A 20,920-nucleotide genomic window follows, 5' to 3' on the forward strand; every position below is an offset into this window, starting at 1 on the left:
ATCCGACTGCATACCCCATCCCATTACGATAGCGAGGAATGATCATGAATCAAGAAACAATGGAACTGATGCGTACGTTAACCGAATTTCAAGCGGCATCCGGCTTTGAGCGGGAGCTGCGGAGCTTTGTTCGCGGTGAGCTTACGAAATATACAGATGAAATCGTGCAGGATCGACTGGGCAGTATCTTCGGCGTCATGCGCGGCGATGAGAGCGGTCCGGTCATTATGGCGGCAGGTCATTTGGACGAAGTTGGCTTTATGATCACGGGCATTACAGAGAACGGCATGCTCAAATTCCAGACGCTTGGCGGCTGGTTCAGCCAAGTGCTGCCTGCGCAGCGCATTCAAGTGATGACCGAGAACGGGCCGATCGTCGGCATCATCGGAACGACGCCTGTTCATCTGCTCGATGAAGCAGCGCGCGGCAAGCCGCTGGACGTGAAGGGCATGTATATCGACATCGGCGCGGACAGCCGCCAGCATGCGGAGGAAGTCGGCGTGCGCATTGGACAGCAGGCTGTTCCCTATTGTCCGTTCACCCCGCTTGCGAATCCGAAGAAAATTATGGCCAAATCATGGGATAACCGATACGGCGTCGGGCTTGCCATCGAGCTGCTGAAAGAGCTGCGCGGACAGAAGCTTCCGAATGTGCTGTATGCCGGGGCAACGGTACAAGAAGAGCTCGGACTGCGCGGTGCCAAAACAGCATCCGCCATGATTAAGCCGGACCTATTCTTCGCGATGGATGCCAGCGCGGCCAATGACATGAACGGCGACAAATCCGCCTTCGGTCAGCTTGGTCAAGGCACCTTGCTGCGTCTCTATGATCCAAGCATGCTGACGCATCGCGGCATGGTGGAGTACGTGCTGGATATGGCGCAAACGCACAACATTCCGTACCAGTACTTCGTCTCCCAAGGCGGAACGGACGCCGGAGCGGTACATACGCAAGGAATCGGCATCCCTTCGACCGTTATCGGCGTATGCGCAAGGTACATTCATACCTCGGCTTCCGTCCTGCACACCGATGACTACGACGCAGCTAAGGAGCTGCTCGTGAAATTGGTGCAGCATTGCGATCGCTCGACTTACCAGACGATTATCGACCGCTCGTAAGCAGCGTTCTCAAGCAAAAGACCAGTGAACCGTTCGTAAATCGAACGTCCACTGGTCTTTTTTGATTAGTACTATTTTCTATTTCGCAGATCGAAACATTACGCTGTATCTATTCGTCCATAAAGTGAAAGCATAAAGGGTAGAAAGGATGATGGTAATGCAAGCACATATTGGTAAACGATTTAATGTCCTGTACAGGCTGACATCAGCCGTTCTCATAGCCGTCACCGTATTAACTGTAGTTGGCTGCAGCCGATCGGATCAAAATAAGAGCACTACGGAGCATCAGGTCAGCAATCTGCCAACGATCACGAGTCAAATCAAAGCCGGAACCAACCCGTTTGAAGTAGCCGGCATCGAGGATCCACAGGCATTCTTCGACGTATTCAACGCGGTCAAAACAGCCATTGCCGAAGGTGACAAGGTCACTGTAGCCAATCATATTCTCTATCCGCTCAGAGTGAACGGCACATCAGGCTCGCTGCTGATCAAGACGCGCCGCGATTTTGTCGATCGATACGACGCCATCATCGACAAGTCGATCAAGCAAGCGATCGCTGAGCAGTCAGCTGACCAGGTATTCGTGAATTATCAAGGCGTCATGGTCGGCAACGGCGACATCTGGTTCGGCGGCAGCGCCGATAAACCTCAGGTAATCGGGATCATCGCGATTAATCACGATATCCGCTGACGGTTGACGTTGAATATCACGCCGGCCGACGTCGCCGCGCCGCGCTGAACTACTGAAACAATTTTCGCTGATAATCGGCAATACTTGCGTAATCATCTGTAAGCTTCTCCGTTAGGCGCAAGTAGATAGGCAGCAGCTCCTCATAGTGGGCTGCTGCTTCTTTATTTGGCGTAAGCTCGAACGTGGAGCCCATCATCTTCGAGACAACCGACAAGGAATCGGCACGGCCGATCGCCATTAATCCGAGCACCACCGCTCCCAAGCAGGAGCTCTCGAAGCTCTCCGGAATGACGATTCGCTGCCCCAATATGTCTGCCATCATCTGACGCCATAGCGGAGAACGGGCAAATCCGCCTGTGGCATGGATTTTGGCCGGTTTACCGATCGTTTCCTCCAAGGCATGGAGAACCGAATATAAATTGTAATTAATGCCTTCCAGAACAGCACGCATCATATGCTCCTTGCTGTGATGCAGCGACAGACCGAAGAATGAACCACGCGCATTCGGGTTCCACAATGGCGCTCGTTCTCCTGTCAAGTACGGGTGGAATATCAATCCGTCCGAGCCGGGACGTACCTTCTCCATCATTTGCGTCAGCACATCGTACGGGTCTAACCCCATACGCCTTGCTTCTTCCGCTTCTGCCGAAGCGAGCTCATCTCTGAGCCAGCGGAAGATGACGCCGCCATTGTTAACCGCCCCTCCGATGACCCATTTGTCCGCCGTCAGCGCGTAGCAGAAGTAGCGGCCCTTCGGATCCGTCACGGGTTTATCGACAATCGTGCGGATCGCGCCGCTTGTTCCGATCGTAAGCGCCACTACGCCGGGGTCAATCGCATCCACGCCCAGATTGGACAGCGGTCCATCGCTTGCACCTACAACGAACGGCGTACTAGGCAGCAATCCGATTTGTTCCGCTATTTCACCATTTAGCCCGGTAAGCACATGCGTCGTCGGGACCAGCTCCGACAGCCGGTCGCTCGTGATGCCCGCAATCCGAAGCGCTTCCTCATCCCAGTCCAACTTCTCCAGATTCATCATCCCGGTAGCCGAAGCAATCGAATGATCGACGACATAGACGCCAAATAGCTTGAAGAAGACATATTCCTTCATCGAAATAAACTTCTTCGCACGTCCGAACAGCTCCGGCTCGTCGTGTCGCAGCCACAGCAGCTTCGTAATCGGCGACATCGGATGAACCGGCGTGCCTGTCCGAAGATAGATTTCATGACCGCCCATCTCGTTCTTGAACTTGGCCGCCCATGCCGCGCTGCGATTATCCGCCCAAGTCAAACATCTCCTAATCGGCTTCCCGTCGGCATCGACCGGAATCACGCTATGCATGGCCGAACTGAAGGAAGCGAACAGCACATCCGCCGCATTTACGCCTTGCATTATTTTCGTCATTGTGGACACGACCGCCGCAAAAATCTCATCCGGATCCTGCTCCGCCACTTCCGGCGTCGGCGTGTAAAGCGGGTACTCCACATGTGCCGAGGTGACGATACTGCCATCCTCCCGGAACAGCACGGACTTCGTGCTCGTTGTCCCAATATCCACGCCAATCATATAGTTCAACTGTTCGCTCTGCATCGCTAATCCTTCTTCCCCGCTAACAAATTCAAGTTGCGCGCGTTGTATAGAGTATGTATTTCGGTAATCATCACTTTCCATGTAGTATATATTCCTTGCCTTTATAGCGCAATGTCGAGAGAGGCGGAAGACCGCGGAAAAAGCCGCCCAAGCTTCCCCATTAAGAGGATGCATGGACGGCTTAGTATCACTTAACCTTTCGACTTATTCCACTCGTCGAATTGCTTTTGTTTCTCGGCAATGATTTTATCAACGCCGGACGCTTTCAATTTATCGAGGAATTGCGCAATATATTTGTCCGGGTCAACTGTCCCTGCATTCAAGGTGCCGAAGTATTCCTTGTAGACGTTCACACATGCGGCTACTTCGCTCTTCACGCTATCGCTGTTGAAGGTGAAACCAAGCGCGATGGAAGGCTTCGCCGAATCGTTGAACGTTTTGAACATGTCCCACTTCTTCGGATTCTCCGTATCGAACAGGAAGTTGAGGAATTGATTGCCGATTTGCCAGTTCGTACCCGGGCTGTAGGTGGAAGTCGCAGCATCCACGCCGTCCGGATACTTGATGACATCGTTCGCGCCTTCGACCTTCACATAGTGCTTGCCTTCGATGCCGTAGTTGATCAAATTGTTAAGCGTTTTGTCGGTATGCAGCAAGTTGATCAGCATCATGGCGCGCTCCGGGTTCTTCGAAGTACGGGAGATCGCGAGCATCGATCCGGTTGTGTCGCCTGTCGTCGTTGTCGGCTCCGTCAGTTCCACTTGTACAAGCGGAACACCGACCGAACGCATGACTTCTTCTGCTGCTCCCGGCTTCAGCGAAGCCGTATAGCTGAACACTTTGCCCGCTTTCATCAACTCGTCCGGTTTAACCTTCGTCGTTGCGGCGTCTTTGTTGATATAGCCTGCTTGATACCATTTGCGGCTAAGCGCGGCTGCATCCTTGAATTCCGGTGTTGACGGTTCATTCAATATCGTCGTTTCCGTGCCGATCTTGTGCAAGACGCCGGGAACCGAATTGTCGCCCAAGGTGTCGAAATTCAGATTCGTCAGCAAGCCGCTGTCGCTCGATACGTAAAATGGCGTCATATCGGCTTCTTTCTCTTTGACCGTCTTCAGCATCGGTTCCAAATCAGCGGTCGTATGGATGGTGCTCAAATCAAAGCCGTATTTCTCAACGATGTCTTTACGCAGCAGCAAACCGCGTGTCGCCGCCAGCTCCTTGTTCGTCGGGATGCCGTAATTGCGGCCGTTTACCTTCGAACCGCTCAGGAACGCCGGATTCATGACCGCTTTCATATCTTTTCCATACTCATCGATGAGATCGGTTAGATCCAGAAATGCGCCTTTACCGACATTTACGGTGAATCCGTTCCAAGCAGCAGTGAAAATAATATCAGCCGGCTGAGAGGACGAAATCATCAGGTTGATTTTGCTGTCCCAGCTGCCCCAATCGATTGGCATCAAATCCAGCTTGGCATTGATCTTGTCTTTCAAATACTCATTAACCGCCGCTTCCACTTCTTGCTCATCTTTCTGAGGGGAGCCCGGATAATAAAGCGTCAAATCCGCTTCTTCCAGCTTAGGCGCAGCAGGTTCATTCGTCTTGGTTTCGTTGTCGGTTGCTGCTGTCGTATTCGCTGCGTTCGCTTGCTTAGTCGTATCCCCGTTCGCGTTACTGCTGTTGCTGACATTGTTGCCATTGCTGCCGCAGCCCGTCAATACCAGACCAAGCGCACAAGTTAACGCGACTGCTGAATAGCTCTTTCTTTTTCTCGAAATCATTCGTTTACCCTCCCAAGTGGATGACTATGAATCTATGCTAACCGGACAAACCAATATCAGTAGTATAGCTTGCCGGAATCAGCCTTTGACAGCCCCGATCGTGAGGCCTTTTACAAAATAACTCTGAAAGAACGGATAAGCGAGAATAATAGGCCCGATGCCGATAACCGCCATCGCCATTCGGATGGCCTCGCTCGGCAGATGAAGCGTACCCCCTCCGCGAGTGAGCGCTTCTGACGCTTGCACATTTGAGGTGAGATACTGGATGTTCAGCATCGTCTTGTACATGAGATACTGCACGCTGACGGTTGCGTTATCGCTGATAAAGATTAAGCTGAGAAACCAGTCGTTCCAGTACATCAGCGTATTGAATAAAGCAATTGTCGCGATGACCGGCAGGGATAAAGGAAGGACGATGCTGTAGAAAATTTTGAACTCGCCCGCTCCGTCAATCGTCGCTGCTTCCAGCAATGCACCGGGAATCGTGGTCTGGAAGAACGTTCGCATGATGAGTATATTGAATGGCTGCACGAGCATCGGCACGATCAGCGCCCAGATCGAGTCACCCAGGTGGAGATATTTGACGTAAACGAGATACCAGGGTACAAGTCCCCCGTTGAACAGCATCGTGAAGAAGATAAAGAACGTGAAGCTGTTTCGGTACGGCAGTTCTTTGCGCGATATCGGGTAAGCGAAGGCTGCCGTGAGCAGTAAGCTCAGCATCGTGCCGACGATCGTAACGAACAAGGAGATGCCGTACGAACGTACGATTTGCGCGGAATCCTCGAACAGCAGCTGATATGCCATGGTACTGTATACTTTGGGGAACAGCTGGTAGCCGTCTTTCAGAATGGACATTTCGTCTGTGAACGAAACGGCGATAATGAGTACCAGCGGGAATACGCATGCGATGGTGTAGAGCCAGAACACGGCGCCGATCAAATAATTGGAGCGCTTCGAGATGGCGTTAGGCGAATGTGGAACCCGAGCTGCTTTCATCGTGAGAGCCTCCTTAGAAAAGCGCGTTGTCGCGGTTGATTTTTTTGACGATGAAGTTGGACGCGAATACGAGTACAAGTCCGATCGCGGATTGGTACAAGCCCGCTGCCGAAGACATTCCGATGTCGCCCATGACCATGAACGATCGGTAAACGTAAGTATCGATCACGTTCGTCGTTGGATACAGCGCCCCCGTGTCGAGCGTGACTTGGAAGAACAGACCGAAATCGGCGTAGAAGATACGGCCGATCTGCAGCAAGGTCATGATAACCATGACCGGCATCAGCAGCGGAAGGGTTATGCTGGTCATCTGCTTCCACTTGCTCGCGCCGTCGATCAGCGCCGCTTCGTAATATTCCTCTTCTATGCCGACAATGGCGGCCAAGTACACCACCGAGAAATAACCGACATTCTTCCAAGCGTTAATGATGGGCAGCAGAATCGGCCACGCTTCCGGCTTGGCGTACCAGGAGATCGGATCCAGGCCAAGCGACTTCAGCAGCACATTGTTGATGAAACCATGCTCTTCGCCCAGCATTGCGAACACGAGATAACTGATTACGACCGCTGACAGAAAATAAGGCAGGAACATCGCGCTTTGGAAAAACTTCGCCAGCACCCTGCTGCGCATTTCGTTCAGCATCAGTGCAAAAGCCACGGCAAGCACCAAGTTCGTCGCGATAAACACGATGTTGTATAACATGGTGTTGCGCGTAATATTCCAAGCATCCGTCGTGGCAAACAGAAACTTGAAATTCTCGAAGCCGATCCACGGACTACCCAGTATCCCCTGCTCGTAGTTAATCTTCTTGAAGGCGATGAGGATGCCGAACATCGGCAAGTAGTTATTGATGATGACGAGCGCAATCGTCGGAAGCATCATCAAGTAGAGCATGCGGAAGCGGATAATGCTCCGAAATCGGCTAGGTCTGGTCAGCTTTCCTTCAACCTTGGCAACTGCACCGGCGTTTAGCTTCGCGGGTATTGTTTTCATCTTTCATGCCTCACTTTCTCTCTTTCTCTATGGTGCTGCTCACTCTCTCCGTTTCTATCTGAATTATAGAAGAGCGGCACTGCCCCCCTCTACGCATGGGCGTGACATGATGAACGTTTTGGTTACACTGCGATGCGGTTTGAAGGCTAGGCGCTCCAACTGAGCGCCATCGCCTCTGCCTCTGCCTCTGACACTACACCTCTGCCCGCCCCCACCTCTACCTCTATCTTCGACACCACACCTCTACCCTACCCTCTGCCTCTGCCCCGCCTCTGCCCCGCCCCCCACCACTGCCTCTCCCCGTTCAATAGACAAGCAATAAATGTTGCTGATCATGCAACATTTCCCCCTCAAAATCGTCTGCTGCTTCTAAATGTTGCGCGATATGCAACATTTGGGAGCGGATTGGCGCCAATAAGTCATGCATAGGAAAATGCTGCATAATCGGCATCATTTTCTCTCCAGCAGCTCATTTCCCCAAGAAATGCTGCATAAATGGCAACATTTCTAATACCGATGTGAAAAAAACTGCCTCAAAAGTCGCATGACGCGCTTTCGAGGCAGCTTTTGCACAGCAATTCAGCTTTTAATCAGCATCATTCGGCGCTACATGGCGCTACTCGGCCTTATCCACCGATACTCAGCCTCCCGCCGTCATCAAGGAAGCGTTCCGTTCGTGATGACGATATCGTCGACATAGCCGCGATATTGTCCCGAATCGGCAGCACGGTCGTAGTTCAAGATGATCCGGTCAATCGTCTTGCCGGATAAGACCGTACCAATGTTGGACTTAATATTCGTCCATGTGTTCAGTGCGATTGCACCGCCATGACCCGCATTCGGATGCATGCTGAACCCGTTATAATCGACGGCTCCGCTGTCACGAAGCGTTGTGCCGTCGGTCATGATCAAGTCAACCGCAACGTACCGAGCTCGATCCACTTGCGGGTATAACCAGTAGCCGAGCTTCGTGGATGCCGTTATCGGGATATTCACGTCGAATACCTTGCACTTCGCATAGGATTGCGAAGTGCTGTTGTCCGTGCCTGAGAACATCAGCGCAGCCGTACCCGCATGCGGAGACTCCAGACGCGGCGAGCACTCCGGATTCGTGCCCGCGGTATAACCGGTAACGTTCATGCTGCCGTCTAACGTATCGAGCCAAGTTGGCGCCGTATCGGCACTTTCAAACCCGCTCGTAAACAACGTTGAACCGCCGCCACCGCTTCCCGGCGTGACTTCGAAAGCGACGGCTGTCATCGGGGCGATGGAATACGTGAACTGGCTGCCGGAATACGCTTGAGACATGCTGGAGGTCGGATTCGTTGCCGCATCCAGCTTCCACACGTTTACGGTACCGGAAGCAGAAGAAATATTTTGCAATTGCACCGCTGCATCATAAGTCACGCTCGCATCTTTGTTAACCGCAATGACATAGGTTTTGCCTGTTGCCGTGTCTTTGGAAGCGACAAACTCGAGATTGGTCGTACCACCCGAAGCGGTCAGCTTCTGGTTGCCGAAATGATTGCCGAACAGGTGGTACGCATAGTAAGGCTTATAAGGACTATAGGAAGTATTATCCAGCAAACCGAGCAAGTTCGTGCCTGTCTCCGCCAGATTGTAGGACATGAACATATCCGCGTTGCCTTTCATCGCATTCAAGATGGCACTCGCCGAAAAGATGGCATTAAACTGATTGTGGTACTTCGCGTTATAAGTGCTGCCGCCGTCTTGATGGCTCATGTTATATTCGGTAATTGCCGCTCCGTACAGCTTGCCGGATGGCCCTTTGAAGATGTCTCCGGCACCGCCCGCCTTAACCGTCGCCACGTTATCCTGATAGTGCGGCTTCGTCCATGCAAGGCGCGTGGCATCGGAATTCGTCGGATCCGGGCCATAGTCATGCCAGCTTAAAATATCAATTTGGCTCTCTAGTTGTTTGGCCGCATACGATACATACCCGGTTGAGCTTAGATCCGACCAAGCATCCGCCGGTCCGATCAGCTTAATCGTGGAATCCTGCGCTTTCATGGCATTACCGACCGTCTGAGCAAACGTTTTGTAATTGGCTTGGCTCGAGAATTTGCCGTCTCCTTCGATGGTAGGCTCGTTCCAAAGCTCCCAATAACGGATAGTCTTGGAGGCCCCTAACACATGGTCCGTGTTATATCGCTTCACTACGCCTTTCATGAAATTGGCATATTCCGTCCAGTTGGCTGACGTAATCGTGCCGCTTGCATCCCGCGTATTCGGGACGCCTGCAGGGAAACCCGCGATGACAAAGAGCGGCTCTGCTCCGGCATCATAGATCGTATTCAGAATCGCATCCATGTCCGTTAGGGCAAAATTACCGGCAGACGGATAGGGGTCTCTCCCGTTATACAGCATGTTCTGAATCGGATTCACGCGCACAAGCTTAATCTTCGCATCGCTGATTCTTGTCTTCAGTGCCGTGTTACCCGCCCACCAAGCATACTTGTCCGGTGCCCCGACGCCCCACGCAAATGGATTGACGCTCCCTGCATTGGAAGCCGTATCCACTGTAATTGTCGTTGCCGTCCCTGCGAAGCTGACACCTGCGGGAAACAACGTCGCCAGCGCCACTGCTGCCGTAATGCCTAATTTCAACCCTGCTTTCACCCAACTTCTCTGCCTTGTGTTCTTCACTAATTCACCTGCTCTCTTCAATTTATGCAGCTATAAGAAGAGGAGGACGCCGCTGAAGTTGCAAGCTCCCGAACATCCTCCTCGTACTGCCAAACTAATTCATGAGCCAGAGCGTACCGAATTGCGACGCATTCTTGGCGTCTCCCACGCCAGATGACCATTCGATATACCCTTCACGGCCGCTGCCATCGTTGTCGTTGACGAGGAAGGAGAAGCCTGCAGCCTTCAGAGCCGCTCCGGCGCCGAAACCATCGAGCTCGGCAAACGGAATGCTCAGCTCGTAGAGCGTTGTGCCATTCGCTTCATCCCGAATGACGGCGATTTCCCCATTCTCCATCAACCCGGCTTTGGCGAAGCCCATCCCCTTGAATAGCTGCGGGGCTGCCCCGTCCGGTTTACCGATCTGAATCTCGTATACCTGCGCACCGTATCCGGCACCTGCCGAGTTCGTTGCGTCGAATGCCAGCTGAAGCGAATCGCCCTGCCACATCGCTCCTCCGGATTGCGGCTGGAAAGCCTTCTCATCCTTCACCGTTGCGAGCACGTACAGCTTAGACGCGTCCCACATCAGCTTCACGTTCGCCGAAACATCGTTTACTTGCCAGCTCGGGCGGTAATTCGCGCTCACCTGTGTCTGCTCGTTAGCGATTGCGGAAGCTGCAGATTGCCAGCTTTCATCCACAAGTCCGTCGATAACTGGAGCCTGCGCCGCATGAGAGGCTGTCGCTACATGCAGCTTCTGTACGAAAGGTATCGTTTCTCCGCCTGCAGTTACGCTCCCCGCAATGGATAGCGAACTCATCGCTTTCGTGCCGCTTAGCGGGGCGAGCGAATAAGGCAGAGATACGGACGCGCCCGGCGCAATTTCGAATGACGTCTGTCCCAACGTCAGCTGCCAGCCTGCCGGAGCAGGCAATGCCACTGTGCCGGACACAAGCAGGCTCGTCGTATTCGTGAGTTGAATGACCTTCTTATCGACTTGAACCGCTAATTTAGGAACGACGTCCAGCGCAGCGTCTTTGGCGGCTAATGCCGGCTTGGAGCCAAGCGGTTGTATCGTCGCTTTAACCGTGCCAAGCTCAGCAGTTGCCGGCGGCTTCAATTTGAAGGTGATCGTCTGGCTTGCGTATGGCTTCACTTCATACTCGCGGAACATACCCTTCGCTGAGGCAAACCAGCTCTTCGGAATTCCTTTCAGCTCCAGCGTCCCTGCGATCTTGCGGCTGCTATAGTTATAGACTTCGACCGAATACGAATTATCGAAGCCGCGCGTTAGCTTCGCATTGCCAATCCGCGTATACGGGCTTTTCATTATCCAGGCTTCCGCAGGATGGACGGGCTTTCCTGCAGACAACTTCTTCGTTCTGGGGACAGCCTTGTTGACATACGACCGGAGGTCGCTCCCTTGCACGTAGATCAGCTGTGCCGACAGTGCTACCGTCACTTTCCCTTTGCTCGGTGCGACGGATGAGGCGTTGCCGTAGAAATCGTATAGCGTCACCGCTTTGGATGAAGTCAGCTGAATGGTCTTGGCGGTCGTCGACCATATCGCCATAACAGGATCTGCGCCATGGCGGTCGAATGCAAGAGCGGTTACGCCATCGCTGCCAAGCCCCGCATCGCCTGCATACGCGCGATCCGCCAACACCCGATTCATGGCAGCCACCGCCGGGTAGATCGGTTTCACGGCACCGCCGAGCCCGGAATCGGCAAGTCCGAATTGCGTATCCGTAGCGATATTGAACGAATACAGCGCGTTCTTCTGCACGCCCATCGCATCCGCGAGCAGATACCCCTTCACCGTGTAGAGCGCTTGGTTGTTCACACCTTGCTCGTCCGTTCTCCAGCCCCACTCTGTCAGCCATACCGGCTTGTTTGGCATTTTCGCTTGAACGCCTGCGATATCGTGGACGAACGCATTTCCGGCTTCCGGGTCTCCCGCTTGATACGGATGAATAACAACGGCGTCCGTGTAATTCTTCGCTCCATGAGCGATCATGTCATCCAAATAGCTGCCGCCCGTTCCCGACAAGCCGCTCATGACGACGGTTGCAGAAGGATCTGCCCGCTTGGCCGCCAAATAGCCCGCCTTCAGCAGTTCCACGTAAGCCTCAGCCGAATGCGTCGGTCTAAAGAAGCCATCCAGATTCGGCTCGTTCCAAATTTCCCAGAGATGGACGGTATCTTTGTACCGCTTGACCGTCTTATAGACAAAGTCCGCGTATTCGCCAACTGTGCGTGGCGGGTAATGTTCGGACATCTCGGTCCCCGGCGCAGCGGCACTCGCCCAAGTCGCGCTATAGGCCAGCAAGCCGATCATTTGAAGGCCGCTCTTCTTGTTCGCTGCCACGATTCGATCGTAGAGCGACCAATCGTAGTTGCCCTTTGAGGGCTCAATCGTATTCCACAGAAAATCATTGCGGACAAGCTCTGAACCCGACAGCCGGATAAGCTCGGCTTCCTGCCGGCGAAGAGCGTCACTCGCCAGATAATCGTAATGGGTGGAGAAGCCGCTCAGCGAACGTGAATCGGACTGAGACTGCGGATGCTTGCCTGATGAGGCAGGCGGTGCAATAACTGCAAAGGCAGTCGTCATTGCAGACGTTAAACCTCCATCATCCTCCGTGACCGCTTCAAACGTGAAGTATCCGTAACGAGGCGCTGAGAATGAAGCAGTCAAGCTTACTTCTCCGCCCGCAGCAATGACGGGAATCGCGATAGTGCCGGTCAGCACCTTCGCATCAGCTGCATCCTTCACCGTGTAGTTCAGCTTTCGTGTCTGCGAGGTCGGTGAGGAACCGTTATTGTTCAGCTTCGCTTCGATCTTAATGTTTTTGCCCTCGAATACCGATCCCGATTTCATTGCGGATAGCTTCGCTACCTTCAGCGAAGGCTCACGAACGACCGGCGGCAGCAAGCCGCCTTTATAGAACGAGAAGTTATCAAGCTCCCAATAACCGGCGCCGTTCTCTTCCGGACTAATATTGAAGCCGTTCACGAGACTCCAATCCAGCTTCCCATCACCGCCGCCATCTTGATAGGCGAGCTCTGAAGCCGCAACCGATACCGGCGTCCAACCGTTGCCCTTCACTTCGATCACGGAACGGAACTTATCTCCTCCGTCTTTCTCCTCAACGCCAACGGAATAGTGTCGATCCGTCCCGTCACCGCGAACCATGAACTTCAGCGCTTGCGTGCCGTCAAGTTTCCAGTCCGCGGGAACGGATCCATGTGCGACAAGCCCCCATCCGGCATCGGAACGCGTATAGGTAAACCGTGCTCCCGGACCTGCCACGCCTGCTGTCTCTGTTTTCGCAATCTGGCTGCCATCTCCGGCCCATAGTCCCCAATCCCCGAAAGTATCGGGTGAGAAGCTATTCGTGTAGCTCGGCTCGAATGCTCCAATGGTCATGTCGTCAATGGTAAGCTGACCGGAGCGGTTCTTTTCGGGACTAATATTAATGGCATTCACTTTGTCCCAATCGAGATGCCCGTCTCCGCCATCCTGATAGGTCAGTTCGGACACCGGAATGGAGATGAGCGTCCACTCCCTATCCGCAATGGACACCAGCTTGCGGTATTTGTCTCCCCCGTCCTTCTCCTCCACTCCGATGTAGAAGGTCTGTTCTTCTCCATCGCCTTTGGCATAAAACTGAATCGTCTTCATCCCGTTCAGCTGCCAATCCGGCGGAAGCTCTGCATGTGCTACCAATCCCCAACCAAGCGCCGAGCGATCATAGTCAATGCGCATCGCCTTGCCGGTCACGCCGGTCACGCTTTCTTGCTTGACCGTGCTGCCTTCGCCCGCCCATAACCCCCAGCTCGTAAATCCATCGGGATCGAAGCTATTCGTCCATGTCCCGGCTGTTTCCGCCGCTGCCGCAGCCGCAGATGCACCTTGATTAGGCATCCATAGCGGCACCGCTACAACGAGTGCCATCAACCATTTGATGATCGTTCCTGCTTTCAATTGCTTAGCCAATTCACTTCCTCCTCCATCCTTCATATCCATTTCCGACACCACCGTTTTCCGATGTCATCCTGAATGATATAGGGAATGGAAACGTTTTCTCTACGCTGTGCGGTGACAATTCCGACGTTTCCGTTACTTCGCCCGGCAAGGTAGCGGCAAAAAAACCTCCGATCGCGATTATCGGAGGTTTGAAAAGGCTACTTATTAAACTTTTGCCGGTATTCCTTCGGGCCAATACCGACGATCTTGCGAAATAGCTTAGCGAAATGAGACAAATTCGTGTAACCGACCGCTTCGGCGATATCGGATACCTTACGGTCGGTGTCCGACAACAACGACTTGGATTTCTCTACCCGGGCATGCATGATGTAATCGGATAAAGCAATACCCGTTTCTTTCTTATACAACCGGGACAAGTAGGCCGGATTCAGAAATACATGCTTGGCGATATCTTCCCGCTTCAGCTCTACATCCATGAGATGCTGCGCCACAAATTGATGGATTCTATCGATAACCGCGCGCGTGTCCGGCACTTGACCGTGATAGGCCTCGAATGCCTCCTCGAGCGTTTGTTTCGCCCAAGCGTGGAACTGGGACAATGATCGAATGCCGACTCTCGCGGCGTATCCGCTGTGGATCGGCAATCCTTGGCGATGGAACGATCGGTAGAGCAAATGCTTGATCGAGGTCGTCAGCATATCCACCATATCCGCAGTCGCGTCGCGTTCTCTCATCGCCTTGACCGTATCTTCCAATCGCCGCAGAAGCTCTTGCTTGTTCCCCGCTTCGAAGAGCACCAGCCAATCATCGACGGGAGCAAACGGGATCACCTGCTGTACCGTTCTCCCCGCCGATTCTGACCACATAAACACGTCGTTCGAATCGGCCACATTATCTTGTTCCAACTCCAATAACGTGCGATAGGAACCCGGAAGACGGGATAACTCCGTCCCTTCCCCGATATAACAGGAAATCTCGCAGTAGAAATACCGCTTAGCCGCTTCAAGCATGCTTCGGCAGCGATCCCTTAACCGCTCCATTCCTGCTTCATCATAGATCCCGTCATAGAGCAGGGCTACATTAACGCCGGACCTGTCTTGCAGCACCGCGCCTCGACCATCCGCGAGCAAAATTTCCGCAGCCGAGTTCCGAATGGCATATTCCATGATCTCTTCGTCCCGCGTATCGAGCTCTTTGTTCCACTGCTCCACGCTAATCAGAATGGGAAGTATCGTTTGGCGGGAGGATAATGGCAAATTATAGAGATGAATCGCTTCGTCGATCGTGTCCGGCGAAGAAGAGATGCGCCGGCTCAAGAGATCCTGCCAGAAGCGTTCAATGAGCAGCGGCTTCTGCTGCACCCACCGGTCGTGATAACGCCGGTAAGTTTCCTGATACACTCTGGCTTCGCGCTTGTCTCCAATTTCCTTCAACGCTTTACCGACTACTTGCTTAAGCTCCTCATAGTCGATCGGCTTAACAATATATTCATAGCTTCCGAGATGAACCGCTTGCTGGGCGTAGCTGAAGTTCGCATGACCGGTCAGAAAGATCGTTTCCGTCTCCGGAAACTGTTCGCGTGTCCATTCGAGCAGCTGGATCCCGTTGTCGCCGGGCATTTCAATGTCGGAAATAAGCAGATCGACGTTCACGCGGTTCATCAGCTCCTTCGCTTGCTTGGCGCTGTAAGCCTCATAGATGTTATCGATGGGCAGGTCCGTCCAATCAATGCCCTGCGTAATGCCGGCAACTGAGTATTTCTCATCGTCCACGATCAATAGATTAAACATGCTCATTGCCTCCTCCGTCCGTCCCCAAGTTGAAAGGCAAGGTCAGTCGAACGATCGCGCCTTGCGGATCGCCGTTCGTGAAATGCGCTGCCGCCTTGTCGCCGAAATACAGTCTTAAACGATGAATGACATTCCAGATTCCAATATGGCTGCCATCCGCTTCCTCCATATAGCTTCCCGAAGCGAGCTTCGATAACTGCTCGGCCGGAAACCCTTCTCCGTTATCGGCGATTACGACGACGAACCGCTCGGGATCATCAGGAAGCGCTTCCGCAACCATGCGAACAAAGAATGACTCGCCTTCCATTCGCATGCCATGAACGATGGCATTCTCGACGAAAGGCTGGATCGACAGCGCAGGTATGAACGCCTCTCCCCAAGGTGCCGGGATGTCGATTTCAAATTCCAGCATATCGGGATATCTCAGCTTCTGGATTTCCAAATAATTGCGAATATGCTTCATTTCTTCGTTCAAGGTGACATGCGAACGGTTCGTCCGAATGGTGAATTTAAAGTAGTCCGCTAAGTATAATGCCATCTTCTGCACGTTACCGTACAGCTTCAGAGTAGCCAAACTATAGATGATATGAAGGCTGTTTAAATAAAAATGGGGGTTAATCTGTACCTGTAAATGCTTCAGCTCCGCTTGTTTGACGCGAAGCTCCTGTTCGTAGATGCCGATTCGAAGCTGCTTAATCTGATCGGCCATATGGTTGTAAGTGGATGACAAGAAGGACAGCTCGCTCGTCTTGTCCTCCGCCAATCTGAAATTCAAATCCCCTTGAATGATTCGCCGCATCCCGCGCATCAGGTCGCTTAGCGGCATGAACAGCACTCGCCTGAGGAGCAGAATATACAAGCCTAACACCAAGACAGCGAAGATCGGAATGATCCATGCCGCTCTTAAGAAGAAGGTCAACCGCTGCAGCAGGCTTCGTTCCGGAACGAGCACGACGATGCGAATATCCGACAGCTCGGATTTCGTTCCGACCGCAAGCTTCTTTCCCTCCGGCTGGTCCAATATGACATAGGAATCGTCCAGCAGATCCAATTGAGGGCGAAGATCGTCCAAACCGGCATCTGTTAGAGAGGATGAGGATAGCGGCTCGCCATTCGCTCCGAGCACCATAGCTTCCCCGCCTCCCCCGAGGTTCAATTGTCGGAATGGGACAAGCAGGCTCTTCACATCAATCCAAGCGCCGAGCATGACATCCGGCGAAGCATGAACGGCAGTGAACAATCCATATCCCCGGCCATTGTGCAAGACGGTCCAGCCGGCATTATCGTTCACGCTGCTCTTATCCAGCCAATCGGCAAGCTCGCCAAAATCTTTATAGTTGCCATCCGTTACCGTTAAATCCTGCCCGCCGCGGGAATAGACGAAGAATGTATTGATGGTGCTGTACAATACCAGATCATCCCTCAGCCGATTAATGATGCGTGCCTTGCGCATCTGATATTCCCCATCGCTCTCCGAGTATAGGTTCAAAGACAGCACATCGGGGTCGCCGGCAGCTCTCGTCAGTAAATATTTGTTCGTATCTTCAAGCACCTGATCGACCTTGCTCTGCATGAACAAGTCGACCAAATCATTATTGGAAGACGCGACTTTCTCCCGTACGACATGAATCGCATAGAAATTCGTATAGAGATGATAGGCGACTAGAGGAACGAGCACCGCAACAATGCCGATTATCAATTTAAATTGGAGCGATTGGAACACCTTCATCGGCATCGATCCTTTACAGTGAGTAGAGTTAGTTAATTTCGATTATCTCACATTGCGCGAAAAGGCGTCCACGCTATACGGTGCACATTTGAACGTTTTCGTTACCTCCTCCTCCCATCCTCCTCCCACCGCCGTCCCATTGCCATTGCCATTGCCATCGCCTTCGTCAACCACACATTAGTCTCCGCACTCCTCATTTTTAGTTTTCATGCGGTCATTTGTGACCACTAACATCAATTTATTGAAATATTAATTTTCTTGCGGTCATTAGTGACCGTAATCGAGGGGAAAGAAATAGAAAACCGTGAAGTATTCATTCTAATGGTCATTATTGACCATAAATACAGTAAATGCCCTTTATCTTCGTTCTAATGGTCAAGATTGACCACTTGATAGAGCCGATAACGCTGTTGTCCAAGTCTCATCTGTCTAGCGGATCGCGATTCAGGTACAAGGAACTCTCAGCACCAAAATCCATCGGAAAAAGAAGCCGAGAGTCTCAAATGCGAACTCTCAGCCCCCCAAACTACCCCCATCTCAATCGCATCACCAACCGAGAGTCTACCAAAAAGACCCATCAGTCGAGTACAGCCGTGCCGTGTAAAACGAAAACAAGCGGGGGCGAACCGGTTAGAATTTCAGGTGGCTGCTTTGGGACTAAATAAGGCTTGTACGGTTCGTTAAAATTTAGCGCATATGAACATATGCCCTGAAGAGAAGCTCATCCGCCAAGGGGATGGTGGGAAAGCACTTTTTTGTCTCTGGTTCTAAGTTGCCTGCAACAAAAGGCCAACCCGTATTTGGGTTGACCCAATAACGCAAAAAGGCTGCCCGCTAAGGCAGCCTCCCAATACTCTTGTTAGCTCTATCTTTACAGCAGATCCCAATCAAAAATAACGCCAATCGCCGAAGTGCGATCCTTCATCAAGAAATCATAAGCAGCAGGTGCCTCGAGCGGCGAGTACGTATGGGTCATCAAATGCTCGATGTTCATTCGGCCTTGGAGCAGGTAATCGTAGAATACGGCCGTCATTTGATCGCCGGTCACGCCGTTATAGTTGCGCGTCATGCTGGCATGAACGCCGAGAATGGCGACTGAGTTCGATACGACGCGCGGTCCGATCACTTGCTTGGACGGCTGAGTCGTATCGCCCAGCAATACGACACGGCCCATTTCCTTCGCCAGCAGCGTGGCCGGCGCCAGTACAGCCGGATGGCCTGTGATATCATACACCACGTCGCACATGCTTCCGCCCGTGATGCGGCGCACTTCTTCAGCCGCTACATCAGCAGCAGCGCAGATCGTATGCGTCGCTCCGCTCTTGCGGGAGAACTCCAAGCGCGATTCCGCCTGATCGATAGCAATGATATGTCTGGCGCCGGCTGCTCTCATGTACTGCACGACCAGCTGGCCGAGCAAGCCTTGGCCGATGATGGCAACCGATTCGCCAAGCTTCAGCTCCGCGCGGCGCGTGCCCACTTGCGTAATTTGTCCAAGCGTCAGCCAGGAAGCTTGCTCATCCGTAATGCCGTCCGGAATCGGCTTCACATTGTTCGCATGGGTATTGAAAAATTGTCTGTGCTGCATATTCGATGTGACCCGGTCGCCAACTTTAAACCCTTCGGCGCCTTCACCCACTTCAATAATTTCAGCAGCCATGGAATACCCCGGATAGAACGGATATTGCACCCATGACTCCCAGTTCGTATTCGTATCGAAAATCCCGCGCAGGCAAAGCGTTTCCGTGCCGGTACTGATCAACGATTTTCTGGCTTTGCAGCGCACCTCGCCGGCTTGCAATGGAGCTAATTCTTCTTCGCGTACTTCAACGACCTGCGCCGAAGGAAAAATAATATTCGTGGAATTCATTGATTCCCTTCCCTCCCATTCGTCTATACGGACATTGTAGGAGAAAAGAGTGCGCTTACAATAGAGCAGTTTTATCGCTATAATGATCATTTCTTTAGGTTATCGTTTCCTGCATGAAGCGGCGGTACTGAATGGGAGCCATTCCGGTATACTTTTTGAACAGACGCGTGAAGTTAGTCACCTCCGAGAAGTGAAGCGCCTCCGCCACCTGCGTAACGCTCATATCCAAATCAGTGAGCAGCAGCGCCTTGGCCTTCTCAATTCGCAGCCTGCGCTGCAGCCCGATCGGCGACATGCCGTACAGCTCCTTGAATCTGCTGCTGACGTAAGCCGTGTTCAAGTGCAAATGCTGTGCCATCTCCGTTAAAGAGAGCGGCTTCTCCGGCTGCTGCACGATTTGGCACAGAATGCCGAGGAAGCTCTGCTGCGCGGCACCCGTATCCGCAGCCGCTCGCTGCCCGATCGCCTCGTCAAACAAGAGATACAACAGCTCAAGCGACTTCGCTTTCTGCAAAATCGCCGCCGGCAGTGATGAAGCGTTCCGCCTCGATTCCATGAGCTGCCCGAACACCGTCTCGAAGCGTTCCTTCTGTTTCAGCTGATAAATATACGGGATTTGGAACAGCGGCAGCACATCCAAGACCCGCTCCACTTTGTACGTAAAATGCCACCACAGAATAACCGCTTCGTCATCGGTATCTTTATATTGATCATGAATCAAATGAGGAGGAATGAAGATCACGCTGCCCGGTACGATCTCATAGACCGAATCGCCGATCCGCAGCTTGGCCGTGCCTGTTTTGTGATAGGACATCATGTACTCACTCGAGAACGCTCGGTCACGGAAGTTCATTTCCCTGCGTGTATGAATGGCAAACTCCGACACGTTCAGCTCCGCCTGTTGAAGGAGCTTTATCAAGTACTGATTCACTTGTAATCCCCATCCAATCTATCTGTCTGCCTGTTTAGCTGTATCGTCGCAGGTTCCTTTCATTCTAGCATAGGGTCACGGGATCGAGGGATTGCCATTCTTCAAACGGTCGAATTCATAGATAGCTTGCAGCTTAAATTCGCCGTCCATATGATCCCTATGAAAAAGGCCCATGTATCCGACATCGGCGAAAATCATCGTTTCCACGGAAGTCTTCTCGTCGCTGCGGCTGGACTGCCAGTAATAATGCAGCTGCAGCGGGGCTTCATACCACAGCCAATCCAAATCCTTATTCGCCTGATTGCGATGCGTCAGCACCCAGATCTGAAACAGCACATGCGGATCCTTGATATCGATTTTCGATGCAAGATTGACAGTCTTTAAGCGTTCCGCTTCCTTCTTAAGCAGCTCATGGATCTCCGAATTCGCTGTAACGGTCGTAATAGAACGCACTTCGTTGAACTGTGAGGCATATTGATCCGCCTTGGCATGCACACGCAGCTCATGGAACGAGAGGGTAGGCAGATAGAAATTAGCCGTAACCGTTACAAGGCCGAAGAGCAATGCTTTCAGTAAGAAGCCATGCTTCTTCTTGTTCATGTAAGACAGTCCGATGATGAACCCTACAGGGATCAGCACCTTGCTAATATTGACGTAGAAATTGCATAAGCAATAGAGCGCGACGATCATCAGCCACATCCGTACCGTCATCGCTTTACGCTGATCGAGATAGGAGACCAGAAGAAGAGCCAGCAAGCCGATCCAAATCAAGATAGTCAT

13 protein-coding genes are annotated in these 20,920 nt (G+C 52.5%); 2 read left to right on the top strand and 11 right to left on the bottom strand.

The features are described from left to right. The first annotated feature begins 44 nt into the window (after nt 1–44). Together I8J30_RS23425 and I8J30_RS23430 are read left to right on the top strand one after the other, a co-directional pair. A complete protein-coding gene (locus tag I8J30_RS23425) occupies nt 45–1,118 on the top strand; it encodes a M42 family metallopeptidase (protein WP_210662277.1) in 1,074 nt (357 codons plus the stop codon). A gap of 157 nt (nt 1,119–1,275) precedes the next feature. After that, nucleotides 1,276–1,809, top strand: coding sequence for a hypothetical protein (locus tag I8J30_RS23430; RefSeq protein ID WP_210662279.1), 534 nt, complete (start codon nt 1,276–1,278; stop codon nt 1,807–1,809). A 49-nt stretch (nt 1,810–1,858) separates the two neighbouring features. Here I8J30_RS23430 and gntK read toward each other — a convergent pair whose 3' ends face one another. The 11 genes from gntK to I8J30_RS23485 all read right to left on the bottom strand — a co-directional run bounded on the left by gntK (nt 1,859) and on the right by I8J30_RS23485 (nt 20,920). Further along, on the bottom strand, nt 1,859–3,403 hold the full coding sequence (gene gntK / locus I8J30_RS23435; RefSeq protein ID WP_210662281.1) for a gluconokinase: 1,545 nt from the start codon (nt 3,401–3,403) through the stop codon (nt 1,859–1,861). 191 nt (nt 3,404–3,594) lie between these two features. Further along, nucleotides 3,595–5,187 (bottom strand): ABC transporter substrate-binding protein, encoded by a 1,593-nt coding sequence (locus I8J30_RS23440; protein WP_210662283.1) that lies wholly within the window; start codon nt 5,185–5,187, stop codon nt 3,595–3,597. Between the two features lie 78 nt (nt 5,188–5,265). Beyond that, nucleotides 5,266–6,186, bottom strand: a complete 921-nt coding sequence (locus I8J30_RS23445; RefSeq protein WP_210662285.1) for a carbohydrate ABC transporter permease — start codon at nt 6,184–6,186, stop codon at nt 5,266–5,268. Between the two features lie 13 nt (nt 6,187–6,199). Beyond that, nucleotides 6,200–7,180, bottom strand: a complete 981-nt coding sequence (locus I8J30_RS23450) for an ABC transporter permease (protein ID WP_240548321.1) — start codon at nt 7,178–7,180, stop codon at nt 6,200–6,202. Nucleotides 7,181–7,837: 657 nt separating this feature from the next. Further along, a complete protein-coding gene (locus I8J30_RS23455) occupies nt 7,838–9,847 on the bottom strand; it encodes a GH39 family glycosyl hydrolase (RefSeq protein WP_210662287.1) in 2,010 nt (669 codons plus the stop codon). 94 nt (nt 9,848–9,941) lie between these two features. Then, entirely contained in the window at nt 9,942–13,829 is a 3,888-nt protein-coding gene (locus I8J30_RS23460; RefSeq protein WP_210662289.1) for a sugar-binding protein, read from the bottom strand. A gap of 188 nt (nt 13,830–14,017) precedes the next feature. Continuing rightward, complete coding sequence (locus I8J30_RS23465; RefSeq protein WP_210662291.1) at nt 14,018–15,610, bottom strand: response regulator; 1,593 nt, start codon at nt 15,608–15,610, stop codon at nt 14,018–14,020. Beyond that, nucleotides 15,603–17,339, bottom strand: a complete 1,737-nt coding sequence (locus tag I8J30_RS23470) for a sensor histidine kinase (protein WP_210662293.1) — start codon at nt 17,337–17,339, stop codon at nt 15,603–15,605. Before I8J30_RS23470 ends, I8J30_RS23465 begins: the two co-directional genes overlap by 8 nt. 871 nt (nt 17,340–18,210) lie before the next feature. Continuing rightward, the gene (locus I8J30_RS23475) at nt 18,211–19,209 is read right to left on the bottom strand and encodes a zinc-dependent alcohol dehydrogenase (protein WP_210662294.1); all 999 of its coding nucleotides are present in this window, start codon (nt 19,207–19,209) and stop codon (nt 18,211–18,213) included. Between the two features lie 94 nt (nt 19,210–19,303). Beyond that, entirely contained in the window at nt 19,304–20,140 is an 837-nt protein-coding gene (locus I8J30_RS23480) for a helix-turn-helix transcriptional regulator (protein WP_210662297.1), read from the bottom strand. A 75-nt stretch (nt 20,141–20,215) separates the two neighbouring features. Then, nucleotides 20,216–20,920 (bottom strand): hypothetical protein, encoded by a 705-nt coding sequence (locus I8J30_RS23485; protein WP_210662298.1) that lies wholly within the window; start codon nt 20,918–20,920, stop codon nt 20,216–20,218.

It is taken from the genome of Paenibacillus lignilyticus, assembly GCF_017942085.1.
GTDB classification, from domain to species: domain Bacteria; phylum Bacillota; class Bacilli; order Paenibacillales; family Paenibacillaceae; genus Paenibacillus_Z; species Paenibacillus_Z lignilyticus.